The organism is Delftia tsuruhatensis NBRC 16741 (assembly GCF_001571325.1).
In the GTDB taxonomy this organism is placed as follows: Bacteria; Pseudomonadota; Gammaproteobacteria; order Burkholderiales; family Burkholderiaceae_C; genus Comamonas; species Comamonas tsuruhatensis.
Map to the genome: position 1 here is coordinate 17,745 of NZ_BCTO01000004.1, position 21,410 is coordinate 39,154.

At 63.2% G+C, this 21,410-nt stretch carries 18 protein-coding genes; 2 read left to right on the forward strand and 16 right to left on the reverse strand.

Annotated features, from left to right (window positions below; genetic code table 11):
* Nucleotides 1-326: 326 nt before the first annotated feature.
* On the reverse strand, nt 327-941 hold the full coding sequence (locus tag DTS01S_RS00365; RefSeq protein ID WP_026062523.1) for a S24 family peptidase: 615 nt from the start codon (nt 939-941) through the stop codon (nt 327-329).
* Between the two features lie 146 nt (nt 942-1,087).
* Here DTS01S_RS00365 and DTS01S_RS00370 point away from each other — a divergent pair, with 146 nt between their 5' ends.
* Entirely contained in the window at nt 1,088-1,600 is a 513-nt protein-coding gene (locus DTS01S_RS00370) for a Mor transcription activator family protein (protein ID WP_017405925.1), read from the forward strand.
* Between the two features lie 102 nt (nt 1,601-1,702).
* Here the strand turns inward: DTS01S_RS00370 and slmA are convergent, their stop codons facing one another.
* The 6 genes from slmA to DTS01S_RS00400 all read right to left on the reverse strand — a co-directional run bounded on the left by slmA (nt 1,703) and on the right by DTS01S_RS00400 (nt 7,729).
* Nucleotides 1,703-2,398: a nucleoid occlusion factor SlmA gene (gene slmA, locus DTS01S_RS00375; RefSeq protein WP_012203254.1), complete on the reverse strand. Its 696-nt coding sequence runs from the start codon at nt 2,396-2,398 to the stop codon at nt 1,703-1,705.
* An 82-nt stretch (nt 2,399-2,480) separates the two neighbouring features.
* Complete coding sequence (locus DTS01S_RS00380) at nt 2,481-3,968, reverse strand: ATP-binding protein (RefSeq protein ID WP_016451814.1); 1,488 nt, start codon at nt 3,966-3,968, stop codon at nt 2,481-2,483.
* Nucleotides 3,969-4,005: 37 nt separating this feature from the next.
* Complete coding sequence (locus DTS01S_RS00385) at nt 4,006-4,725, reverse strand: response regulator transcription factor (protein WP_016446445.1); 720 nt, start codon at nt 4,723-4,725, stop codon at nt 4,006-4,008.
* A 121-nt stretch (nt 4,726-4,846) separates the two neighbouring features.
* On the reverse strand, nt 4,847-5,737 hold the full coding sequence (gene argB, locus DTS01S_RS00390) for an acetylglutamate kinase (RefSeq protein ID WP_012203251.1): 891 nt from the start codon (nt 5,735-5,737) through the stop codon (nt 4,847-4,849).
* Between the two features lie 109 nt (nt 5,738-5,846).
* Nucleotides 5,847-6,950 (reverse strand): glycosyltransferase family 4 protein, encoded by a 1,104-nt coding sequence (locus tag DTS01S_RS00395; protein ID WP_082774873.1) that lies wholly within the window; start codon nt 6,948-6,950, stop codon nt 5,847-5,849.
* A gap of 5 nt (nt 6,951-6,955) precedes the next feature.
* Nucleotides 6,956-7,729, reverse strand: a complete 774-nt coding sequence (locus tag DTS01S_RS00400; RefSeq protein WP_061287128.1) for a glycosyltransferase family 2 protein — start codon at nt 7,727-7,729, stop codon at nt 6,956-6,958.
* Between the two features lie 348 nt (nt 7,730-8,077).
* Here DTS01S_RS00400 and DTS01S_RS00405 point away from each other — a divergent pair, with 348 nt between their 5' ends.
* The gene (locus DTS01S_RS00405) at nt 8,078-11,869 is read left to right on the forward strand and encodes a methyltransferase domain-containing protein (protein WP_061287129.1); all 3,792 of its coding nucleotides are present in this window, start codon (nt 8,078-8,080) and stop codon (nt 11,867-11,869) included.
* On the opposite strand, the gene DTS01S_RS00410 is transcribed toward DTS01S_RS00405, so the two are convergent.
* The 9 genes from DTS01S_RS00410 to DTS01S_RS00450 form a co-directional block, all read right to left on the reverse strand.
* Nucleotides 11,792-12,934, reverse strand: a complete 1,143-nt coding sequence (locus DTS01S_RS00410) for an acyltransferase family protein (RefSeq protein WP_061287130.1) — start codon at nt 12,932-12,934, stop codon at nt 11,792-11,794. The two genes, DTS01S_RS00405 and DTS01S_RS00410, sit on opposite strands and share 78 nt — an antisense overlap.
* Before the next feature lie 11 nt (nt 12,935-12,945).
* On the reverse strand, nt 12,946-13,989 hold the full coding sequence (locus DTS01S_RS00415; protein WP_174538834.1) for an acyltransferase family protein: 1,044 nt from the start codon (nt 13,987-13,989) through the stop codon (nt 12,946-12,948).
* 7 nt (nt 13,990-13,996) lie between these two features.
* The gene (locus DTS01S_RS00420) at nt 13,997-14,857 is read right to left on the reverse strand and encodes an SAM-dependent methyltransferase (RefSeq protein ID WP_061287131.1); all 861 of its coding nucleotides are present in this window, start codon (nt 14,855-14,857) and stop codon (nt 13,997-13,999) included.
* 42 nt (nt 14,858-14,899) lie between these two features.
* A complete protein-coding gene (locus tag DTS01S_RS00425) occupies nt 14,900-15,796 on the reverse strand; it encodes a class I SAM-dependent methyltransferase (RefSeq protein ID WP_061287132.1) in 897 nt (298 codons plus the stop codon).
* Nucleotides 15,797-15,850: 54 nt separating this feature from the next.
* Nucleotides 15,851-17,131 (reverse strand): ABC transporter ATP-binding protein, encoded by a 1,281-nt coding sequence (locus tag DTS01S_RS00430; protein WP_017405936.1) that lies wholly within the window; start codon nt 17,129-17,131, stop codon nt 15,851-15,853.
* Complete coding sequence (locus DTS01S_RS00435; RefSeq protein ID WP_017405937.1) at nt 17,128-17,928, reverse strand: ABC transporter permease; 801 nt, start codon at nt 17,926-17,928, stop codon at nt 17,128-17,130. The genes DTS01S_RS00430 and DTS01S_RS00435 overlap by 4 nt, the downstream gene beginning before the upstream one ends.
* Before the next feature lie 190 nt (nt 17,929-18,118).
* Nucleotides 18,119-19,072 (reverse strand): peptidylprolyl isomerase, encoded by a 954-nt coding sequence (locus tag DTS01S_RS00440; RefSeq protein WP_254787940.1) that lies wholly within the window; start codon nt 19,070-19,072, stop codon nt 18,119-18,121.
* A gap of 84 nt (nt 19,073-19,156) precedes the next feature.
* Nucleotides 19,157-20,821 (reverse strand): cell surface protein, encoded by a 1,665-nt coding sequence (locus DTS01S_RS00445; RefSeq protein ID WP_306307622.1) that lies wholly within the window; start codon nt 20,819-20,821, stop codon nt 19,157-19,159.
* A gap of 156 nt (nt 20,822-20,977) precedes the next feature.
* Nucleotides 20,978-21,406 carry a hypothetical protein gene (locus DTS01S_RS00450; RefSeq protein ID WP_017405940.1) on the reverse strand — a complete coding sequence of 143 codons (429 nt, stop codon included), beginning with the start codon at nt 21,404-21,406 and terminating at the stop codon, nt 20,978-20,980.
* Between the last annotated feature and the right edge of the window lie 4 nt (nt 21,407-21,410).

Sequence of the window (21,410 nt, forward strand, 5' to 3'; positions counted from 1 at the left end):
TTGGGGGACGCAGAAAAAGATGCGTCGTTGCGATGGAGTGACTGTGCCGAGGCAGGCAAAAATGAATAAGGCCTGCATATGCAGGCCCGGTTTCAGCGTCCACAGGCGCGCGCCTTCTCAGGCGCAGCGGACCTGGATGCCAGGCACATGTGCCTTGGCCCGGCACATCCCAACGGCCAGGCAAGCGCAAACGTCCTGCCGCTCCGGCAGGCACGGATGCACGAAAGAGGAGGACGAGAAAGGCTGGGAGAAGACGGAAGCGCGCAGGCTGGCCTCAGGCCTGCGGCAAAGTCTCTGGAGCGATGCCGGGCGGCGCGGCCCGGGGGCTAGAGTTCTCCGCCGTGCCAGAGGACCCGGCCGCAGATGCGCAGCCGGTTGGCCGCTTCGCCTTCCAGAACCTGGGGCGGATAGGCGGGGTTGTAGCTGACGATGCGCACACCGCCCGTGCTGAAGTCGCGCTCCAGCAGCTTGACGTAGTTCTCACCCTCCAGCTCGATCACATAGACACCATCCTGGGTCAGCGTATCGACCGAGGTGTTGACCAGCAGGATGTCGCCGTCGTTGATGCGGTCCGCCATGGATCTTCCACGGGCACGCACGATCTTGGCGTTGTGCCTGCCCAGTCCCTTGGACTGCAGCCAGGACGAACGGAAGGCGAAGCGGCCTATCACCTCGTCGGGGCCATTGACGGCCCCATGCCCTGCGCTGACGTGCGCATCGAGCATCTCGATCTGTGTGAACTCGTCTTCGGCCGCCCCACCATGCCGAGCGACAGGCTTCGCCGCGCCCGTGCCGTTGAAATACTCCAGCGGCCGGCCCGCTCGCTGCGAGGCCCGCAGCAGTTGCCGTGCTGGCACTTCCCCGCGCTTGCGCCATGTCCGCACCGTTTCAGGCTGAACCTCCATGCCGGCCATCCAGTCGGGTCCCAAGGCTTCAGCCATGCGCGCCAGTACCTCATCAACGTTGGATGTAAGCGCATCAGTCACAGGTTTTGCAGGCATGGCGAATCTTGACAGTGGTTCGTTATGGACCAAGAATATGGTTCAAATTGAACCGTTTCCTTTTGAACCAAGAGCGTACAGCCAAAATGCATTCCGAACACCATCCGGCATCTGTCTTCCAGGGCTTTCGGCCTGCTGCCCTGCCCCCCACCATCGGCATACCCACGCCCGGAGCAGCTGCCATTGACCCGCGCCATGGCACTTGCAGTGATCTGCTCCCGCCCCTGCTGCAGGACTTCGAGCGCCTGATCGGACTGCAGCCCACGATGGCCTTGGTGCAGCGCTGGGGTGGGCTGCGCATCTACGTTCCCACGCCGGACAAGGTCACACCCGAGCATCCCTATGCGGCCACCATAGGCGTGAAAGCCTTGCTCCAGCTCGCCCGTGAGTATGGAGGCCTGCCCCACTTCCAGCTGCCCAGGGCAGCGCGCGCACTGCAGGCACTACGCAACCAGCGTATCGCCGCAGACTACGCCACGGACAAGACGGCCCGGCAACTGGCTGCCGAGCATGGGATTACGGAAGGCCAGGTGGGGCGCATCGTTGCGGCGCTGGGCGTGACAGCACCGGCCAGGCGACGGCGCAATCTTGCCGGCTGAGCACTGCCACCGCGAAGAAGCAAGGCCCTGGTCGCAAAAAAGCCACCGGCGCAAGCGGGTGGCTTTGCTGCAAAGCGGACCCTGGGGTCCGCTGGGCCATGTTCAGACCATCAAGGCCAGGCTGGCTTCCAGATGCTCGGTCGGCAGGCGGCGGAAACCCGAGCGTGCGTAGCGCTGCAGGCGGCCCAGCGCGAACGACGTCAGCACGCTGGCGGCGACCTGGGCATCGACCGTCGGGGCGGAGGAGCCCAGCGCACCGGCGGCGGGGCGCAGGCACTGGCGCAGCGTGGATTCGATGCGGTCGAAGAACTGGTTCATGCGGGCCTGCAGACGCTCGTGCTCGAAGACGATGGCATCGCCCACCATGACGCGCACCATGCCGGGGTTGCGCTCGCCGAACTGCAGCACCAGCGAGATCACGCGGCTGGCCTGGCGCATGCCATCCACTGCGGGACGCTCTTCCTCAGGCACATCCCGCCCGACGATCTGCTGCACCAGCGTGAAGACGGATTGCTCGATGAACTCGATCAGTCCTTCGAACATCTGGGCCTTGCTGGCGAAGTGGCGGTACAGGGCCGCCTCGCTGACGCCCAGGTGAGCGGCCAGCGCTGCCGTGGTGATGCGTTCTGCGCCGGGCTTTTCCAGCATGGCCGCAAGCGCCTGCAGGATCTGCTCGCGCCGCTCCCCGGGTTTGGGGCGTTTGCGCGCAGGCGTGGGGGCGGAAGCGGAGGCGGCTTCGTCGGAAACGACATCAGCGCCAGGAGCGGATAAAGGCGACAGGACTTCAGACTCGGACATAAGCAGATCAACTATTTGTAAGTAATTCTCTCACAGCCCTCGGCGGCAACTCCGCACAAAGCTGTCCCCATGAGCGCAACCGTCAGGATCGCGTCCCTGTTGGCTGCGCTGCTACTGTTTCCGAGAGCACGGCCGGCATTTGCAATGGAAGCTCCAAGCGTACCAGCAGGCCCTTGCCCTGCGCGCCGGCGCCAAAGGCCAGAGTGCCCTGGTGCAACAGGGCGATTTCATCGGCAATCGCCAATCCCAGCCCCGTTCCATCGCCGGACGCACCCTGGGCGCGGTAAAAGCGCTGCGTGATCTGCGAGCGCTCGGCCTCGGGCACGCCGGGGCCATCGTCCTCGATCTCCAGGAAGGCCCACCCTGGCGGCTCATCCGCAGACTGCCCCGCGCCATGGTACATGCCGCAGCGCAGCGTGACGCTACCGCCGGGCGGCGTGTACTTGATGGCGTTGTCCACGAGATTGGACACCAGTTCGCGCAGCAGCCAGCTGTGACCCCAGACACTGGCCGGAGCAACGTCAAGGCCGAAGTCCAGCCCCTTGGCGCTGGCCTGGTCGAAGAACATTTCCAGCATGCTTTCGCACAGGTCCTTGAGGTCCACCTGCTGCAGCGGCTGGACTTCGGCATTGCGGGCGTCGGCACGTGACAGCGCCAGCAGCTGGCGTGCCAGCTGCGAGGTACGCCGCGTGGCGTCGCGCAATTGCTCGATCTGCGTCACGCTGAGCACCACCTGGGCCTCGGTGCCCTTGCGCCTCGCCTCGGCCTGGGCAGCCTGCGCGCTCAGCGCCCAGGCCTCGACCTGGGCCTGCAAGGCCGCCAGCGGCGTGCGCAATTGATGGGCGGCATCGGCCACAAAGCGCCGCTGGCCTTCGGCCTGGGCGTTGACCAGTGCAAACAATCGGTTGAGCGAGCGCACCAGCGGGCGGACCTCGGCCGGAGAGCTGTGCTCAGAGATGGGACTGAGGTCGCGCGGCGAGCGCCGCTCCACAGCCTGGGTCAGGGTCAACAGCGGCCGGAAGGCCCGGCTGACCGACCAGTAGATGGCGATGCCAGCGCCCGCGATCAGCAACACGCTGGGCAGCAGCACATGCAGCAGCAACTGGCGCACCCATTGCTGGCGTACGTCGCCACCGTCGGCCAGCACGAGCACCATTTCACCGGCGCCATAGGTTTCGGCGCGCATGACGGCCACGCGGTAGGTCAGGCCGTCATGCTCCTGGCTGTGGAACTCGGCCAGCGGCGTGGAAGGCACATCGAAGCGGATCCAGGTGTCTCCGGCAACGACATGGCCCTGCAGGTCGCCCACGGCATATCCGACGTCGTTGCCGCGCTGGCGCAAGACTTCCTCGATGGCGGGCGTCAGCGCGACCAGCGGCGGCGTTCCCTCGGCAATCGACGGTGCCAGCACGGAGTCGGCCAGCGCGGGAAGCAGGCGCAAAAGGCGCTGGTCATGCTGGGTGGAGGCCTCGTCTGCCGAGCGGTAGCCGAACCAGCCGCCCATCAGCGCCAGCAGCGTCAGCGGCACCACCAGCAGCACCAGCAGGCGAAGTCGCAGATTGGCTGTCATGGGCGGTCAGCGCCTGGGGCCATGCGCCATGTCCGCATCAGGCAACGGTATGCGAGAGTTCCAGCCGATAGCCGAAGCCCCGGATGGAGCGCAGGGCCACGCCGTGCGGCTCCAGCTTGCTGCGCAGGCGAGAGACATAGACCTCGACCGCATTGGGCGTGATCTCTCGGTCCCAGCCCGTGAGCGCCTGCAGCAGCTTGTCCTTGCTGGCCGGCTTGGGCGCGTGGATCAGCAGGTATTCCAGCACGGTCCATTCGCGCGGGCCCAGGTCGATGGGCAGCAGCTTTCCCTCGCTCTCATCGTCTTGTGCAGGCTGGCGCGCGCCGGCGCGGCGGCCTGCCGTGTCCAGCTCGATGGGACCGAAGCTGAGGACGGCCGATGTGGCTGCCTGTGACCGGCGCAGCAGCGCGCGCAGCCGGGCCAGCAGTTCAGGAAGCTCGAAGGGCTTGACCATGTAGTCGTCGGCGCCCTGGTCCAGGCCCTGCACGCGGTCCTGCAGCGCATCGCGCGCCGTCAGAATCAGCACGGGCATGGCCGAGCTCTCCACCGCGCTGCTGCGCAGGCGGCGTGTGAGCTCCAGCCCGTCGATACCGGGCAGGCCGATGTCGATCACGGCCAGGTCGAAGGCTTCCTGGGCCAGCACCTCCAGGGCGCGCTCGGCACTGCCGACCCAGTCCACGGCATACCCCGCATCGGACAGCCCCAGCTTGATGCCGCTGGCCACCATCACATCGTCTTCCACAAGAAGCAAACGCATATCAAACCTAAAAAACAAAAGCCGCCCAAAGGCGGCTTGCAGCAGACCGGCCCAGGCCGTCAGACCACGCCCGGGCCATGCGCGATGGTAACGCGAACCGCAAAGTCCGCGCCATCGGGCCTCAATGGCTGCGGATCATGGTGCCGTAGGCCTGGTCGGTCAGGATTTCCAGCAGCATGGCATGCGGCACGCGGCCATCGATGATGTGCACGGCGTTGACGCCGGCCTTGGCGGCATCCAGGGCGCCGCTGATCTTGGGCAGCATGCCGCCCGAGATGGTGCCGTCTGCGAACAGGGCGTCGATCTCGCGCGCCGTGAGGTCGGTCAGCAGGCTGCCGGCCTTGTCCAGCACGCCGGGGGTGTTGGTCAGCAGCACCAGCTTTTCGGCCTGCAGCACGGTGGCCAGCTTGCTGGCGACCACGTCGGCGTTGATGTTGTAGCTCTCGTTTTCCTCGCCAAAGCCGATGGGGCTGATCACGGGGATGAAGGCGTCATCCTGCAGCGCACGCACCACGCTGGGGTCGATGGAGACGATGTCGCCCACCTGGCCCACGTCGTACTCGATGTTCGGATCCTTGTTGTCGACCATCTTGAGCTTGCGTGCGCGGATCAGGCCACCATCGCGCCCTGTCAGGCCCACGGCCTTGCCACCGGCCTGGTGGATCAGGCCCACGATGTCCTGCTGCACCTCGCCGGCCAGCACCCATTCCACGACTTCCATGGTCTCCGCATCGGTCACGCGCATGCCCTGGATGAACTCGCCCTTCTTGCCCAGGCGGTTCAGGGCCGTCTCGATCTGCGGCCCGCCGCCATGCACCACCACCGGATTCATGCCCACCAACTTCAGCAGCACCACGTCTTCCGCGAAGTCGGCCTGCAGGGCCGGATCGGTCATGGCGTTGCCGCCGTACTTGATGACCATGGTCTTGCCGTGGAACTTGCGGATGTAGGGCAGGGCCTGGGCGAGGATTTCGGCCTTGTCGCGGGGGGCAATCGAGAGGATATCGTTCATGGTGCTAGCCCTGGGGCGTGGAAGTAGTCAACAACAAGGCGGGCATTGTGCCGCAACTGCGCGGCAGTGTTGCATGCCCGGATGACGGAACGCCCATGGCGCCCGGCCATCATCCATTGTTCTGCATCCAGCCCGGCAGCTTGAAGCGCACGATGGCCAGATAGGCGATCACATAGCTGACCACGAACAGCAGGCAAAAACCCACCAGAACGGGCGTGTTGCTCCAGAACAGCAATGCCGGCACCACGGTCAGCAGCGTGAAGGCCCACAGATAGGGGGAGGTCCGGTTATTGCGGCGAAGCATGCGCCGGGCCAGATCATCGTCGAACACGCCGCGCACGATGCGCCGATAGATGAGCTGGTGGAAATGCAGGGCATCCGCCATGCCCGGCGACATGCCGCGCATCAGCTTGCGGTAGATGGAAAACACCGTCTCCCAGACCGGATAGATCAGCAGCAGCATGGGAAACCATGGAGAGACTGCGGAATTGCGCTGCACCAGGGCGATGCTGGCCAGGGCAATCGCCAGGCCCCAGACATAGGCTCCGCCATCGCCGGCAAACATCATGCCGCGCGGGTAGTTCCAGACCAGGAAGCCGCAGGTGGCGGCGGCCAGCGTCACCAGCATGGCGGCCAGCGTGCGGTCGCCCACCTGCAAGGCCACATGGGCCAGCGCCAGGCAGATGATGGTGGCCACCATGCCAGCCAGCCCGTTGTAGCCGTCGATGATGTTGAAGGCATGGGGCAGGCCCGTCAGAGCCAGCACCGCCAGGCCCATGCCCAGCCAGGGCATGGCAGGACCCAGCGCCTGTTCCAGCCAGGGCCAGCCGAGCCGGGGCACGGTGAGGCCGCACAGCAAAACCGCCAGCACGGCGCTCAGCAGGGTCAGCACCAGCCGGTAGCGCACGCTCAGGCGCTGCGAGACATCCTCGATGATCCCCCCGACCACGGCCGGCAGCATGGCGGCCAGGCATACGACGACCCACAGCTGCATGCGCAGCGACGAAGGATCTCCGCGCATGCTCAGCCAGGTGCCGACTCCCCAGGAGACAGCCAGCCCGAGGTACATGGGCACGCCCCCCAGCCGGGGCACCTCGCCCATGTGGAAACGCTGAGGCTTGTCGTATCCGTAGGAGGACGTTGCGGACCGCCGGGCCCAGCGCAGCAGCAGCGCACAGCCGATGAAGGAGACCATGAAGGCCAGTACCGACATCCAGATCACGATGGTTCTCCACGCAGGCTGCGCAGCGATGGCGCTGCCTGCGGCAGGGCCCTGGCCTTGCGGTAAGCCGGCCGGCTCCACAGCCGCAGCAGGCTGGCCACGTGCCATGCGCCATGGCGCAAGCTGCGCCGGCTCGCCCTCTGGCCCGCATGGACCACAGGCAAACCGCCGCGCCTGAGTTCTCCGCCCAGCACCCGCAGGCGAAGGCACAGATCCACATCCTCACAATACATATAGAAACCTTCGTCAAACCCACGCAGCCGCAGCCAGCTGTCCCGGCCCAGCACCAGGCAGGCCGCATTCACCCATTCCACACGCCGCTCCACGCGCCCGCGCAGCTTGCGCCGCAGCAAATTCCACAGCGATGGCAACTCCCGTTCGAAATCCTGCAGCGCGCCGTCTTCACCGATCTGCGGGGGATAGGCCAGGGCCAGTCCCGGACGGGCCACCAGCGCCAGAAGGTCTTGCAACGGCTCCTCCTGCTCGCTCCAGAACACATCGGGATTGATCACGCAGACAAACGGCTCCCGTGCGCTCGCCAGCGCCCGGTTGTGGTTGCAGCCGAACCCCAGAGGCTGCGCATTGCGCCGGATCTCCAGAGCAAAGGGCCAGCCGGCCACGGGCGCCTGGGGCTCCGCCTCGGGAATGTTGAGCGTCAACACCACACGGGACACCGGCGCAACGCGCGCCAAAGCCAGGCACTCAAGCAGCCTCTGGATATGAGCGCCATGTCCGTGGCTCACCACCGACACGACCAACGATGAACCCATCAATGCCGCCCTTCAAATCTTCAAATTCCCGCACGGGAATCACGCGCCGCAGAAACGGCGGCACAGAGTATTCCGCCGACGGCCTTCGTCAAGCGTCAGCGGCCATGCCGTAATGCAAAAAAATGCAACAGCCGCGCAATATGTCATTACCCGGCCATGCCATGCAGTCACTGCAGTGGCCGGGATTATGATGCGCGACAATCTGCCGCCCGGACTTCCGGGATTTTTTGCGCCCTGACGTGGGCGCAGCTTGCTGCCCGCTGCGGACTGGCCAAGGCCGTCTGGCATGAATGAATACGGCCGCGGCACCTGCTCCCAGCGGAGAGATTGCCCGGCACCCTTTTTCCTATGACCACACCCATTCCCGATCCCCACGTCTACCTGCGCACTGTCGATCTGAACGAGCGCACGTCGCTGTCCGTGCTGGCCGGCCATGTCCGGGCCCAGGCGCACATACTGGATCTGGGTTGCGGCAGCGGTGCACTTGGAGCCTTTCTCGCCGAGCACAAGCAATGCGTCTGCGATGGCGTCACCCTGAGCCAGGAAGAAGCCCGCCATGCAGCGCCCTTCTACCGCCATGTCCATGTGGCCGACCTGGAGGATTGCGATCTGGACCAGCTCTTCGGCGATGCGCGCTATGACTACATCGTCTGCGCCGACGTGCTGGAGCACCTTCGCCAGCCCGAGCGCATCCTGGCTGCATGCCGCAAGCGGCTGACGCCCGAAGGCCGTCTGCTGATCTCCGTGCCCAATGCAGGCTACAGCGGCCTGGTGGCAGAACTGCTGCATGGCGAATTCCGCTACCGCGAAGAAGGCCTGCTGGACCGCACCCACCTGCGTTTTTTTACGCGGCGCTCGCTGTCGCGCTTTCTGGCCGAGCAAGGCTGGCAGGTGGACGACATCGACACCATCGAACGGGCGCTCCCCGAATCCGAATTCCGCGTCGCCTACGACAGCCTGCCCCCTGCCGTTGCCCGCCACCTGCTGGCCACGCCCGATGCACTGGCCTATCAGTTCATCGCCAGTGCCGCCCCGGTAGCCCAGGCACAGGCCATCGAGCCGCCGGTGAACTATCCACAGGCACATGCCCTATTCACGGCACAGCTCTACATGGCACGCGCTGGCCGCTATGACGAAGAAAGCAAGCTCTCCACCACCGGCATCATTGGCCAGGCACGCCAGACACTGCGCTTTGCGCTGCCCGACCACAACACTTCACTGAGCCATCTGCGTCTGGACCTGGCCGACCGGCCGGGCTTCATACACCTGCACCGGCTGGCCTTGCTCGATGCGCAAGGCGCCGTCGTCTGGCAATGGCTGCCCGAGGATTCGGACGCCGCCCTGCTGGGGCAACGCCCGCATCATCAGCTCGTCTGGAATGGACTTCATCCGGCAGGCGCCTTCTCGCTGATGCTGCTTCTGACCGGCGATGACCCCTGGTTCGAACTGCCCATTCCCGCAGAAACCCTGGCTGCACTGCGTGGCGCCTCGCTGGAGATCGAGATGGGATGGCCCATGTCGGCCGACTATCTGGCGCTGGCGGGCGCCGTGCAGCCGCTTGAACGGCAGATCGCGCAGGAGCGCAGCCGGGCCAATGATCTGCAGGATCAGTGGCACACACAGCGCATGCGGCTTGAGCAGCAGCACGCGCAGGATGTCCAGCAACTGGAAGAGCGAAGCGCTGCGATCCATAGGCTGCAGCACCGCAACGCCCTCCTGGAAGACAGCCACCAGTCGCAGAGCAAGGAGCGCGCCATCTGGCAGCAAGAGGCCACCCGCGTGCAGCGGGACTTCGCGCGCCTGGAGCAGCACCTGCGCGATATCGAGAACTCCACCGTCTTCCGGGCCACGCGCCCTCTCGTCCACGCCAAGATGCGCATTGACCGCCTGCTGGGCCGCACGCCCGTGCCTGCCCCTGTCCTCCACACACCCGTGCCCCAGCCGATGCCCCAGCAACCCGTCGATGTGATCGTGCCCGTGTACCGCGGCCTGAACGACACGCGCAACTGCATCGAATCCGTTCTGGCCAGCCCCTGCCGCACGCACTGGCAACTCGTGGTCATCAACGATGCCAGCCCGGAGCCCGAAGTCACGGCCTGGCTGCGCGAGAAGGCTGCGCAGGAGCCCCGCATCACTTTGCTGGAGAACGAGGAGAACCTCGGCTTCGTCGGCACCGTCAACCGCGGCATGGCGCTGAACACCGCCCATGACGTGCTGCTGCTCAACAGCGACACCGTGGTTGCCAATGACTGGCTGGACCGCATCCGCCAGGCTGCCTACGGCGATGCACGCATCGCCTCCGTCACGCCGTTTTCCAACAACGCCACCATCTGCAGCTACCCGCGCTTTTGCGAGGGCAACGACCTGCCGCCCGGCATGGACACGGCCGCCATCGACGCACTGTGCGCGCGCACCAACCCCGGCCAGGTGGTGGACGTGCCGACCGGCGTGGGCTTTTGCATGTACATCCGCCGCGACAGCCTGAACGCCGTCGGCCTGTTCGACACCGAGCACTTCGGCAAGGGCTATGGCGAGGAAAACGATTTCTGCCAGCGTGCCGCAGCCGCTGGCTGGCGCAACCTGCATCTGCTGGACACCTTCGTGCTGCACACAGGCGGCGTGAGCTTCGGAGAAAGCAAGAGCCCGCGTGAACGTGCCGCCATGGAAACCCTGCGCAGGCTGCATCCGCGCTACGAAGCCGATGTCATGGCCTTCGTCCAGGCCGACCCTGCGCGCACGGCACGCCTGGCGCTGGATGTGGCACGCCTGCAGGCCGAGGCAGCGCAGCAGCCCGTGGTGCTGGCCGTGCTCCACGATCGGGCGGGCGGCACCGTGCGCCATGTCCGCGAACTGGCGCAGTTCCTGCAAGGCAAGGCACTGTTCCTCATGCTGTCCCCAGCCGCAGGTGGAGTCGTGGTCCTGCGCCGTGCCGAAGAGAAGGAAGCCTTCGAGCTCGCCTTCCGCATCAACGACCAGATGGAGGAGCTGGTGCAGGCCCTGCGCCAGCTGGGCGTGGTGCACGTGCACTACCAGCATCTCCTGGGCCACAGCGAAGCCATCCTGGACCTGCCCGCACGCCTGGGAACGGCCCATGACTTCACGGCCCATGATTTCTACACCTACTGCAAGAATATCTCGCTGACCGGCATCGACAACCGCTACATCGTGCCGCCCCGCGCGGGCGAATGCGGCTGCTGCGAACCAACGGACACAGCCCCCTATGCCGGCACCGTGGCCCAGTGGCGCCACCGCAATGCGCTGCTGCTGAACAACGCGCGCCATGTGCTGGCCCCCAGCCAGGACACAGCCAGCCGGATCGCCGGCTTCGTGCCCGGGGCACGCGTCCAGGCCGTTGCCCACACCGACATGCCGGCACAGTTGCCGACCCCAACGGCACGCACATTGGCCGCCACGGCCCCACTCAAGATCGTCGTGCTGGGAGCCATGAGTGCCATCAAGGGGGCCGACGTGCTTGAAGCCGTGGCTATCGAAGCCGCCAAACGCGGAGCTCCTGTGGAATTCCATCTGCTCGGCTATGGCTACCGCAGCCTGCAGACCCAGCCACGCGCACGCCTGACGGTGCATGGTGGCTACAAGGAAGAGGAATTGCCTGCGCTGCTGGAGTGGCTGCAGCCCGACCTGGCCTGGTTCCCCGCCCAATGGCCGGAGACCTACAGCTACACGCTCAGCGCCTGCCTGGCCGCCGGGCTGCCCATCGTCGCGCCCGACATAGGGGCCTTCCCCGAAAGGCTGGCAGGCCGCGACTGGTCCTGGGTCATGCCCTGGGACGCCAGCACCGCCCAATGGCTGGACTTCTTCGCGCAAATACGCGAACGCCACTTCATTGAAGGACAGCTGCCGCAGCAACCGGCCGCAACAGGGAGTGCCGCCGCCCAGCCGGGAGCGGCTTTCTATGGCGACGGTTATCTCCAGGGGCTGCAGCCGCGCGATCAGGCCCTGCTCCAGCCACTGGATGCGGCCTTCCTGGCCACACATCGCCTGCAACGCCAGGACCATGCTGCAAGATCGGGGGCCTTGATCCTGCTGGCCCACCTGCGCTCGCTACCCATCCTGCGCGGCGTGGCCAGGCGCATTCCCGCGCACTGGCAGCGCCGGGTCAAGAATTGGCTGCAGGCCTAGGCGTGGCCCCGGCAACGCGCGCCATCGCTGCGCCATCCGGATACAGGGCCGCTCCACGCCAAACCATGACATCAAGGCCAGACCCAGTGTCAGGACAAGCGACAACAGCATGCAAATGCCCAGTGACCAGCCCTCGCGCAGACAAATGACTGTCATGGCCTGCTGCACAGGGAAAGCATAGATGTAGACGCCGTAAGACAGATCGGCGCGCCAACGTTGGCTTGCAGCCACGTGGCCTGCATGTGCAAGATAAAAACTTGCACAGGCCACCAATCCCCAGACTGCAACCTGGCGCATCCATGTGCTGGCTGTAAGCAATGCACATGCAGCCAGCATCAGCGCGGCAACGGCCATCCATGCACGATGGCGTATTCCATACGCAGCCATCGTGCTTCCCAGAAAGAAAGGGACACCAAATCCGCAGAAATCCCGCCAGCGAAACATATCGACCAGCGGAGTGTGAATGGCGTCCAGGCCTTGATCCCACCCCCTGAGCCTGGCCACCTGCCACAGGATTGCCAGCACGCCAGCCATCAGGGGATGGATCCAGCGCTTGCCTCTTGCCAACCATGCCAACGTCGCCAGCACAAGGTACATCGCCAGCTCGTACCGCAAAGTCCACAGGGACCCGTTGACCGTATAGGCAAAGGGATTGGATTCGAATACGCCCGGCAGTATCTGAACCGTGGCCTGCCCTGTCATGTTGTTGAGCAGATGACTCCAGGTTTGCGGTGACTGCCAGTACTGCAGCGAATCAAGCGAGGTCATCGCCCAGCCGATGACGAAAACAGAGAAAACCACGGCCATGATGAGGCCGGGAAAAATCCGCATCAGCCGCCTAATCCAGAAAGCCTGCCAGACAGGCTCGCGCATCCAACTCTGGCACACCAGATAGCCGCTCATGAAAAAGAATACATAGACTGCGAGCGACCCCAGGCTGTGGCCAGCAAAGGGCTCGGCAAGACGCAGGCGGTAAAGAAACTCTCCGTGGGCCACAAACACTGCGAGCGCAGCCGTCAAGCGCAGCATGTCAAAGCGGTTTGCCCTCTCTTCAACACTGCGCATGGCACTCCCTTCTAGGTGCGGTACACCAAGCGTTTGAGCCTTAGCATCGGCGACTCGACCAAGTGCCAGGACGCATAGCCAGCAACCAGCGCAAGCAGCCATGCAAGCGCCAGACTGGAGTGGAATGGCAGTTGAGGCCACAGTGCCTGAACCGCCTGCTGGATGGGACAACCCAGCACGTAGACACCATAAGAAGGATCTCCGAGTCGATGCAACCCGGAAAACACCCTAGAACGCATGGAGCCCAAGTGGATAAGCAGAGGCGGCAGCAGCAGCAGGCCGGCTGAGTGCTCCAGCTTCAGGCCAAAGAACAGCAACGCAGCCACAGGTGCCAGGATCAACAGCAAGCTCCGACCATGGGCAGCAAAGGCTGGCTGGAACAGCGCGATCAGCGCGCCATAGGCGAAATAGGCCGGGTACTCGAACCAATGGAACATGGCTCCGGCCACATCGGCGTTTCGCTGCGTCAGGAAAAAAAACAAATATCCAGCCACAGCCAAGCTGGCAAGAAACCTTGACCGCAGCATGCCCGATAGGCCTAGTGCAGCGAGCACAACGTAACACGTCAGCTCGATGGGTATGGTCCACAACGGGCCATTCATCAACCCTGGCAGCGGGTTGGAGGAAAACACGCCCGGCATGAAGGCGTAGTCCTTGACCAGCAGCAGATTGCGCCAGTGATCCAGTGTCTGCGGATGACGCCAAAACTCCTTTAACGGCAATGAAGTAAAAGCCGGGCCAAACAGCAGCACGCCAGCCACGACAGCCACCAGCATGCCCGGCCACAAACGCAGCAGACGCTTGACCATGAAGGCCGTGGCACGGGGATCGCGCAGCCAACTCAGCGTGACAAGAAAGCCGCTGATCGTGAAGAAAGTCATCACTGCCACGCCGCCCACCATGTCCGCATGCAGCCACGATGGCGGTATGGTGCCCGTGATATGGAAATGATGGCTGTAAATGACTGCAGATGCAGCGACTATGCGCAGTGCATCAAAGCCATTGGAATATGCAGACCGCACGGGTGAAGAGATCGTGGGGCCCGGCTCCTGCATGGCTGTGTCAGCTCTTGCCCAGCAACAGCAAAATCTCGTTGTTGCGCAGCCACTCCTCAGGGTAGCGCCCCGCCAGCGCCTCGGGAATGGCCATGTCCACCTGGCGCCGCTCCTCGCGCAACACTTCAAAGCCGGCCTGACGAGCAATATCTACGAGCTCGTCTGCCGTCAACCGGTTCAGCGCCTGGTACTCCTTGAAGACAAAGCGCTTGTAGCCATCGACACCGAAATCGGCAAAGCCGAAGTCCACCTCGGCGGCGTCCAGCGGACCCTCATGCTTTTCGATGATGCTCCACAGCTCCTCCTCCGACGCCAGCAAGTGGTGCCAGGGCACATCGTCGTAGCGGCGCAGGTGCGAGCCCCAGGGAGAATGAAACAAGGGCTCGATCTGCAGGAAGAACACGCCTCCCGGGCGCAGGCAGGCATGCAAATCGGACAGGATCGGCAGCACCTTGTCGCGCTGCACATGCTCGAAGGTGGACCAGCTGAGCAACCCGTCATAGTTCGTATGCAGGCCGGCTAATGGCGAATTCGGCACGATGGTCTCGAAGCTCAGCGCAGCGGGAATGCGCGACATGCCCAACTGCTCGCGTGCGATGCGGGGCAGCTTGGCGTATTCCTGACGGATATCGATGCCATGGATGGAGGTTGCGCCATGGCGCAGCACCAAAGCCAGATCGGTGATGCCATCGCCGCAACCGAAATTCAGCAACCTGGCCTTGGACAAATCCAATGACTGTCCGAGCCAGTCATGGGCCAGATCCGCTGCATAGTTGAAATGCGCACGAAACCACTCATCGGTGATCTTGCCGGCGTCCCATGGCGCCAGGCCCAACAGTCGTTCCTGCAAACGCAGCATCCAACTCATGCAATCGTCCTCTCTATTCTGTCTACAACCCTGTCAACACGCTCACAGCCGCTGAAGCACATAGGCATCCTGGTGGTTCCAGAAATGCACAAGTGATCGATGGCGCAGCGCATCGGTGCCCCAGGTCTCGGCAATACGGTCCAGGACGAATTGCTCGGAAGTGAACGCCGTTCCATACTCATTGGCATCGATGGCATTCGACTCGCTGGACGGTGCAAAGAAAAATCCCTCGTCATCCAGCTTCACGCTGTCGAAATCTGCGGCCTTCATGCCGTGCGTGCTGAAAACCAGCAACCCGCCCGGAACCACCGCATCACGCAACACCTGCAGCCAGCGCGCCCAGGTCGAGCGCGGCAGATGACTGAACAGCGATAGCACGAACACCAGTTCGTACTGCTGAGGCCAGCGTACCTGCTCCGGCACGCTGGCCGACGTAAAGCCCTTCACGCCGAAGGTCTGCTGCGAGAAATCCACGGCATCGACCACGATGTCCGAGACCGTGACCCGTTCCGCCCCCAGCGCCTTGACCAGGTGTCGCGTAAAGCGGCCGTGACCACTCGCGAACTCCAGGACGCTGGCTGTGCGCAGCAAAGGCTTGTCCACGGCTTCCAGCAGCAGCATCAGTTCCGACAGCGTGCGCCAACCGTCGGCGAAGTAGTCGCGCAGGGGATTGACGCTGGAAGGGTGGCCACGGAAGAAGCCGAAGATATCGTCCTGCGCAGAAATCCGGCAATCGAGTCCCGTCATGTTGGAAAACGAGCCCACCAGACCATTTGCCTCGATCAGGGAATGCGCCTCCAACAGGCTGTCGTCCATTTCGCGGGCACGAGCCAGGACCTGTGCCGCACCAGCCCGGTCGCCGCTTGCCAGCAATTGCAGGGCTTCATTCAGCAAACGCTGCCCATCGCTGATGGGAGTAGAAGAATTGTCAGATGTCATGGGGTATGGAATAGGGAGACAGCCGAGCCGCTTGCGCGGGCGTGGCGGAGCCGCTCAGCTCCAGTGGTGAGGCAGGCGCACCAGCCCAGGCAGGGGCTTGGGGAAAATAAAGCGCAGGTGCAGGAACTGGAACCATTCGTCATAGACGGCCAGCCCGGTTTCATCGAACAGAAAGGCGCTGATCACATAGTCTCCGCTGTGCAGAGGCAACTCGGGAAAGGTCAGCACAGTCTGCCAGCTTCCGTCTGGCAATTGCCGCGGTGCTGCACCATCCTCATGTGTTGCCAGCGAAGTGATGCCCACGCCCTTGGACTGCTCGATCATGAAGCCGATGTGCGGCCGCTCGTTGCCACGTCCTCTCGCAGTAATGGTCACAACCAGGTCCTGGCTCTGCAGCAACCCTGGCTGGTCACCCACAGGTTCAGCCAGATCCTTGACATCGACGGACAGGATGCAGGCTGTGCCGCTGTCCACGGCAGCGACCGGCGCGGGAGGCGCTTCATCCGCAGCTGGCGCTGGCACAGCGGGCTCTCCTTCAGCAGGCAGCATCTCGTCGCACAAAGCCCTTTGCTCGCGCTCCTGGCGCTCGCGGGTATGTGCATCGTAGGCGGCCAGCACTGGCTCGGTCGCACCGAACTGCGCCACATGGCCGCCGCGCAGCCACAGGGCTGCATCGCAAAGATGGCGGATGTGATAAGGGCTATGGGAACAAAACAGGATGGTGCAGCCGCTGTTGCGGAAGGCCATGATGCGTTCAATGCACTTCTTCTGGAAATGCTGGTCGCCTACGGCGAGCGCCTCGTCAATGATCAGCACATCGGGCTGCACGGCCGTCACCAGTGCAAACGCCAGGCGCACCGCCATCCCCGAAGAGTAGGTCTTGACCGGCCGCTCCAGTGCTTCGCCCAACTCCGCAAAAGCGGCGATTTCGGGCTCCAGCTCACGCATGCGCTCAGGGGAGATACCAATCAGGCTGCCACCGAAATACAGATTGTCGCGTCCGCTGAAATCAGGGTGAAATCCCGCTCCCAACTCCAGAATGGCCGTGACCCGACCCACACGCTCTATTTGCCCGCAACTGGGCTGCAACGTGCCAGCCAGCAGCTTGAGCAGCGAGCTCTTGCCTGCGCCGTTGTCGCCAATCACACCAATGCACTGGCCGCGGCGCAATTCGAATGACACATCCCGCAATGCCCAATGGCTTCGGTGCGTGGCAACCCCGGTCAGCAAGGCCTTGAAGCGCGCTCGCGGCGAGGGATAAAGTTTGTATTCCTTGCCCAGATTGCGCACACGCAATACCAGGTCATCAGGCAATTCGACATGCTTGGCGTTCATAGCCAGTCCACCAATTGATCACGGCTGCGTCGCACCAAGCCATTGAGCAGCACAGCCAAAACCAGAATCCAGAGGCCCAAAGCCGCCCAGACCGCCATTTGAGGCCACAGCCCCTGCAGCAGCACATTCTGGTAGCCAAGAACCAACGCCGTCATGGGATTGGCCCATAGCACCCAGCGCCAGCGCTCAGGGAACAAGGCCAGCGGAAAAAGAATGGGCGAGAGATAGATACCGACGGACAGAAAGAAGGTCACAAGCTGCCCCACATCGCGCAGTGCCGCCGTCAGAATAGCCAGCGCATAAGCCAGCAGGGCGCACAGCAGCAGCTGGCCCAGCAACAGGGGGATGAGTGCCACGAGCGACCAGGTCAAGCCGTGCTGGGGCAGATAAGCCAAGGCCACCAGCAGCAACAAGGGTCCGAAGATCACACTGCTGGCCAGTACCGCCCGCATGGGAAACAGCACTGGCGGCAAAGGGTTCTTTTGCAGAATGCCACCCGCCTCGACCAGACTGTTCATGCCACGTGCCGTAGCATCGCAAAACGCCATCCACGGCAAGGCGCCCACAACAAGAAACGCTCCCACGGCATGCGTGGGAGCGTTGTCGCCAAGGCGCATCGAAAACACCACGTCGAACACGAGGTAGTAGGCCGCCACGGTGAGAAGGGGCTGCAGATAGGGCCAGAGCACGCCCGCGGCCGTGCCTGCGTGGCGGGCAGCCACTTCGCGCCGGGTCATCACCCACAGCAGGCTGCGGGCCTGCCACAGCGCGCGGCATTCGCCAAGTAAAGAGTACATGCGTTGTTATGCGACAAGTGCCGCGCGCCAGAGACGGCGGCGGCACTTCAATTCATGCCAAACCTCGCATTTTCGCGCATCAAGATCCAGCGCGCCAGCCAATCTTCTCAAAGCTTGCAAACGCTTGCACAACCAGCGGACCGACCTTACGCGCAGGAAGAGTTGTCACCCCTTCCTCTTCAACGCAGATTCAACGCTTGGAAGAATTCTCGGAAACGAAGGCGTCGACCGCCGAATCGTTGAACTGAGCATCCTTGCGGATCTGTTCTGCCACCTGGGCACGCACATCCTGCGCAGCAGATGCACGGATGCCCTGAACAAGCTCATCACGTGCCTCATCAAATGTCTTGGTTCTGGCGGGTTTGCGCTCTTCAAGACGGATGATGTGGTAGCCGAACTGGGTCTGCACGACGCCACTGAGCTCACCCGGTTTTTGCAGAGCGAATGCAGCAGCCTCAAACTCAGGTGCCATGCGATCCTTACCGAAAAAGCCCAGATCACCGCCACGCGCGCCACTGCCCTTGTCAGCAGAGCGTTCCTGGGCCAATGCTGCGAAATCCGCACCATTCTTCAAGTCAGCGAGCAGGCGCTCGGCCTGGGCCTTGGCGTCCGCATCCTTGCCAGCCACCAGAATATGGCTGGCGCGCACTTCCTCGCCCACCTTGAAGCGCTCCGGATGCGCCAAATAGATGGTGCGAGCCTGCTTCTCGGCAGCTTCCACCGTGGGAGTGTTCTTCTCATCCAATGCTGCAAGCCATGCATCAGCCAGCGCCTTGTCGCGTGCTACCTGCACGATGGCAGCCACCTTGGGATCTCGATCCAGGCCTTGCTCCTGAGCCATCTTGGCCATGGTCCGTAACACATACAGGTTGGAGGCGATCTGCTTGACGTTCTGCTGGCGAGAAAGCACCAGCGGCCGCATTTCCGGCGGCATGCGCAGCGAATCAGCCAGCATGTCCTGGCGCGTTATGGAGATTCCCTTGCCCTCCACCATCACAGGCGATGGCGACGCGGCAGTTGCAGCCTGTGACGCAGCAGGCGACGCCAAGGCCTTGGCCTTTTCCTGGGCCTGCACGCCCTGGGTAGCCATGGCCGCAGCCAGCACAAGAGAGACAGCACTCAAACGTTGGATGGAAACAGTCATAAGTCCTTGGTATAGATAAACGCAAAAAAGGCGGGAGTTTCCTCCCGCCTTTGCTAGATCACACTTGCGTGTGAAAGTGCCCTATTACTGCGCGCTGGCGCGGTAAGCGTGGGGCCAAGTGATGCCGTACGTGCCAGAGGTGCCAGGAGCAGCTTCGGGGTTGGTCAGCTTCAGGAATGCAGCGCCCAGCAGAGGGGTAGGAGCATTGAAGTTCACGACGCCCCAACCGTTGGTGTACGGAGCAGCGACGTTCTGACGAGCAACCGATGCAGCCAGAGCCGAGTTGTCAGCCGAGAAAGCCAGGACGCTGACTTCACCGCACAGCTGGGTACGGCTGATCGTGCCAGGCGAGAAGATAGCGCCGTCTTCTTGGAAACGCTCTTCACGATCGAAGAAGGTCTGGCTTTGTGCTTCCACGCAGATTTGACCTGCGCTGTTCACGGTGGTGTTGCCAGCCGTGCGGAAGATGTTGTTAGCAACAGCAACGTTGTTGTTGATGAAACGGTAGGCAGGGGTAGAACCCGGCAGAGTAACCGTACCACCAGCCAGCGAAGTGCCAGTCACATTACCAACAACCTGATTCACTGCACCGGCAGCGTAGTTAGCTGCGATGGTGTAGCGACGAGTAGGCATGGAGAACACCCAGTCGGTCTTGGCCGAGATGGAAGCGTCCGTAGCGTACTGGTTGATCACGCTGGTGCGTGCGATAGCCGAGGTCAGCTCTTCAGCTTGAGCAGCAGCGGTCGTTGCAGCAACTTCGTAAGGCGTCGACAGGTCAGGCACGTCATAGTGCTGAGCCGGGATAGCGCCGCCCACCATCAGCGGATCAGCGGTTTCCAGCAGAGCCGTACCAGTCTTCTGGTGCGAGAACACGTTGCGCGTAGCACCGGAGGCCACGATCGCAGGCGTAGCGCCCGAGAAGGTAGTGGTCTGTGCAACGTTCATCACGTACCAAGAACCGGTCAGGCCACCCGTGGGCACCGTCAGGTCAGCAGCAGTGTTGTTAGGCAGGTTCAGGTTCGTAGCGCCGGGACCAACACCAGTCAGCGACAGGGTCGCGTTCAGGATGCCGGAAGTGCAAGGAGCCACGCCGTTGACGTGCTTGATTGCCTTGAACAGGCCCTTGTCGCCGTTGTTGTCAGGGATGTCGGCCATGTTGAGGATTTCAACGTAGCCTTCACGGGTCTGAGCAGCCTTGTCGGAAGCAGTCCAGTCGGTCTTGGCCAGACGGTCCGTCACGAACTTGACAGGCGTGCCAGCGGAGATGCGGGGCAGCGTGCAAGTGTTGTCTGCAGTCACCAGCTGGGACAGGCCGTTGGCGTCAGCCGTCACGGCAGCAGTCCAGACGTCGCCGGGCGACATGAAGACTTGGAAGTCCAGCACGTCGTCGGAGTTGGAAGCGCCGCGGAAGCGCACCTTGACAGCCTTACCGTGCACGGTGTCGGTGTTGGTCAGGTGGAACACGGTCATGTTGCCATTCTGAGCGGTGTAGTAAGGCACCATCAGGATGTGGCCCGTGCCGCTTTCGTTCACCGACAGAGCTGCCGATGCAGCACCGGCGAAGCCCAGGCCACCAACCATGGCAGCAATGCTCAGGGCCAGAACATTTTTCTTCATAAGAACTATCTCCAGTAAAAAGATAAGGTAGTTGCAACCACCACGATTGATCGCCAGGGAATCGTAGCACAGCCGGTTAAGCTCCCATACCGCTTTTCGGAGGCGCTCAAGTCTTGTTTTGAAAAAAAACAACACTTCCCTAGCGAGCACCGGGATCAGGGACGCCGCATTATCACAAACATTGGGCCATCCGCCTATCCCGCTCGGCCTGTTCCGCACATGTATCGTGCGCTGGACCAGACCACTGGCCGGCTGCCACAAGGCAACCGACCCGTGCCTGACTTCACATCACTCCACAAACAGCCACCACTGGCCCTCTTCCTTGATCCAGATTTCGCTGATGGAGATGGGGACAGTAGTACGTGGCATCACGGGACTCGACGTGGTGAAGTTCTTGCGCACTTCGCAGCGTGCCTCATCGCACTTGACCCATGCAATGTCCCCGCCTTTCAGCACCGGGATGACGCCATGGGCCAGCCGGTACTTTTCCTGATCATTGACAGCCCGGTAGCCAGGCGAGGTAAGCGCGTAGGTCTTGGCGACCTCCCCTGCCATACGCGCCTTCCAGAAGGCGTTGGACCGCTGGGTCACTGCTTCTTCAGGCGTCGTGCTGCCCATGGAGGCGCAGCCTGCCAAGACGGCAGCACAGGCCAGGCCGAGGCCCCACTTCAGCCAGTGCAGGCGCGAGGGCACAGCATGCTTTGTCGACTTGCTCATATGT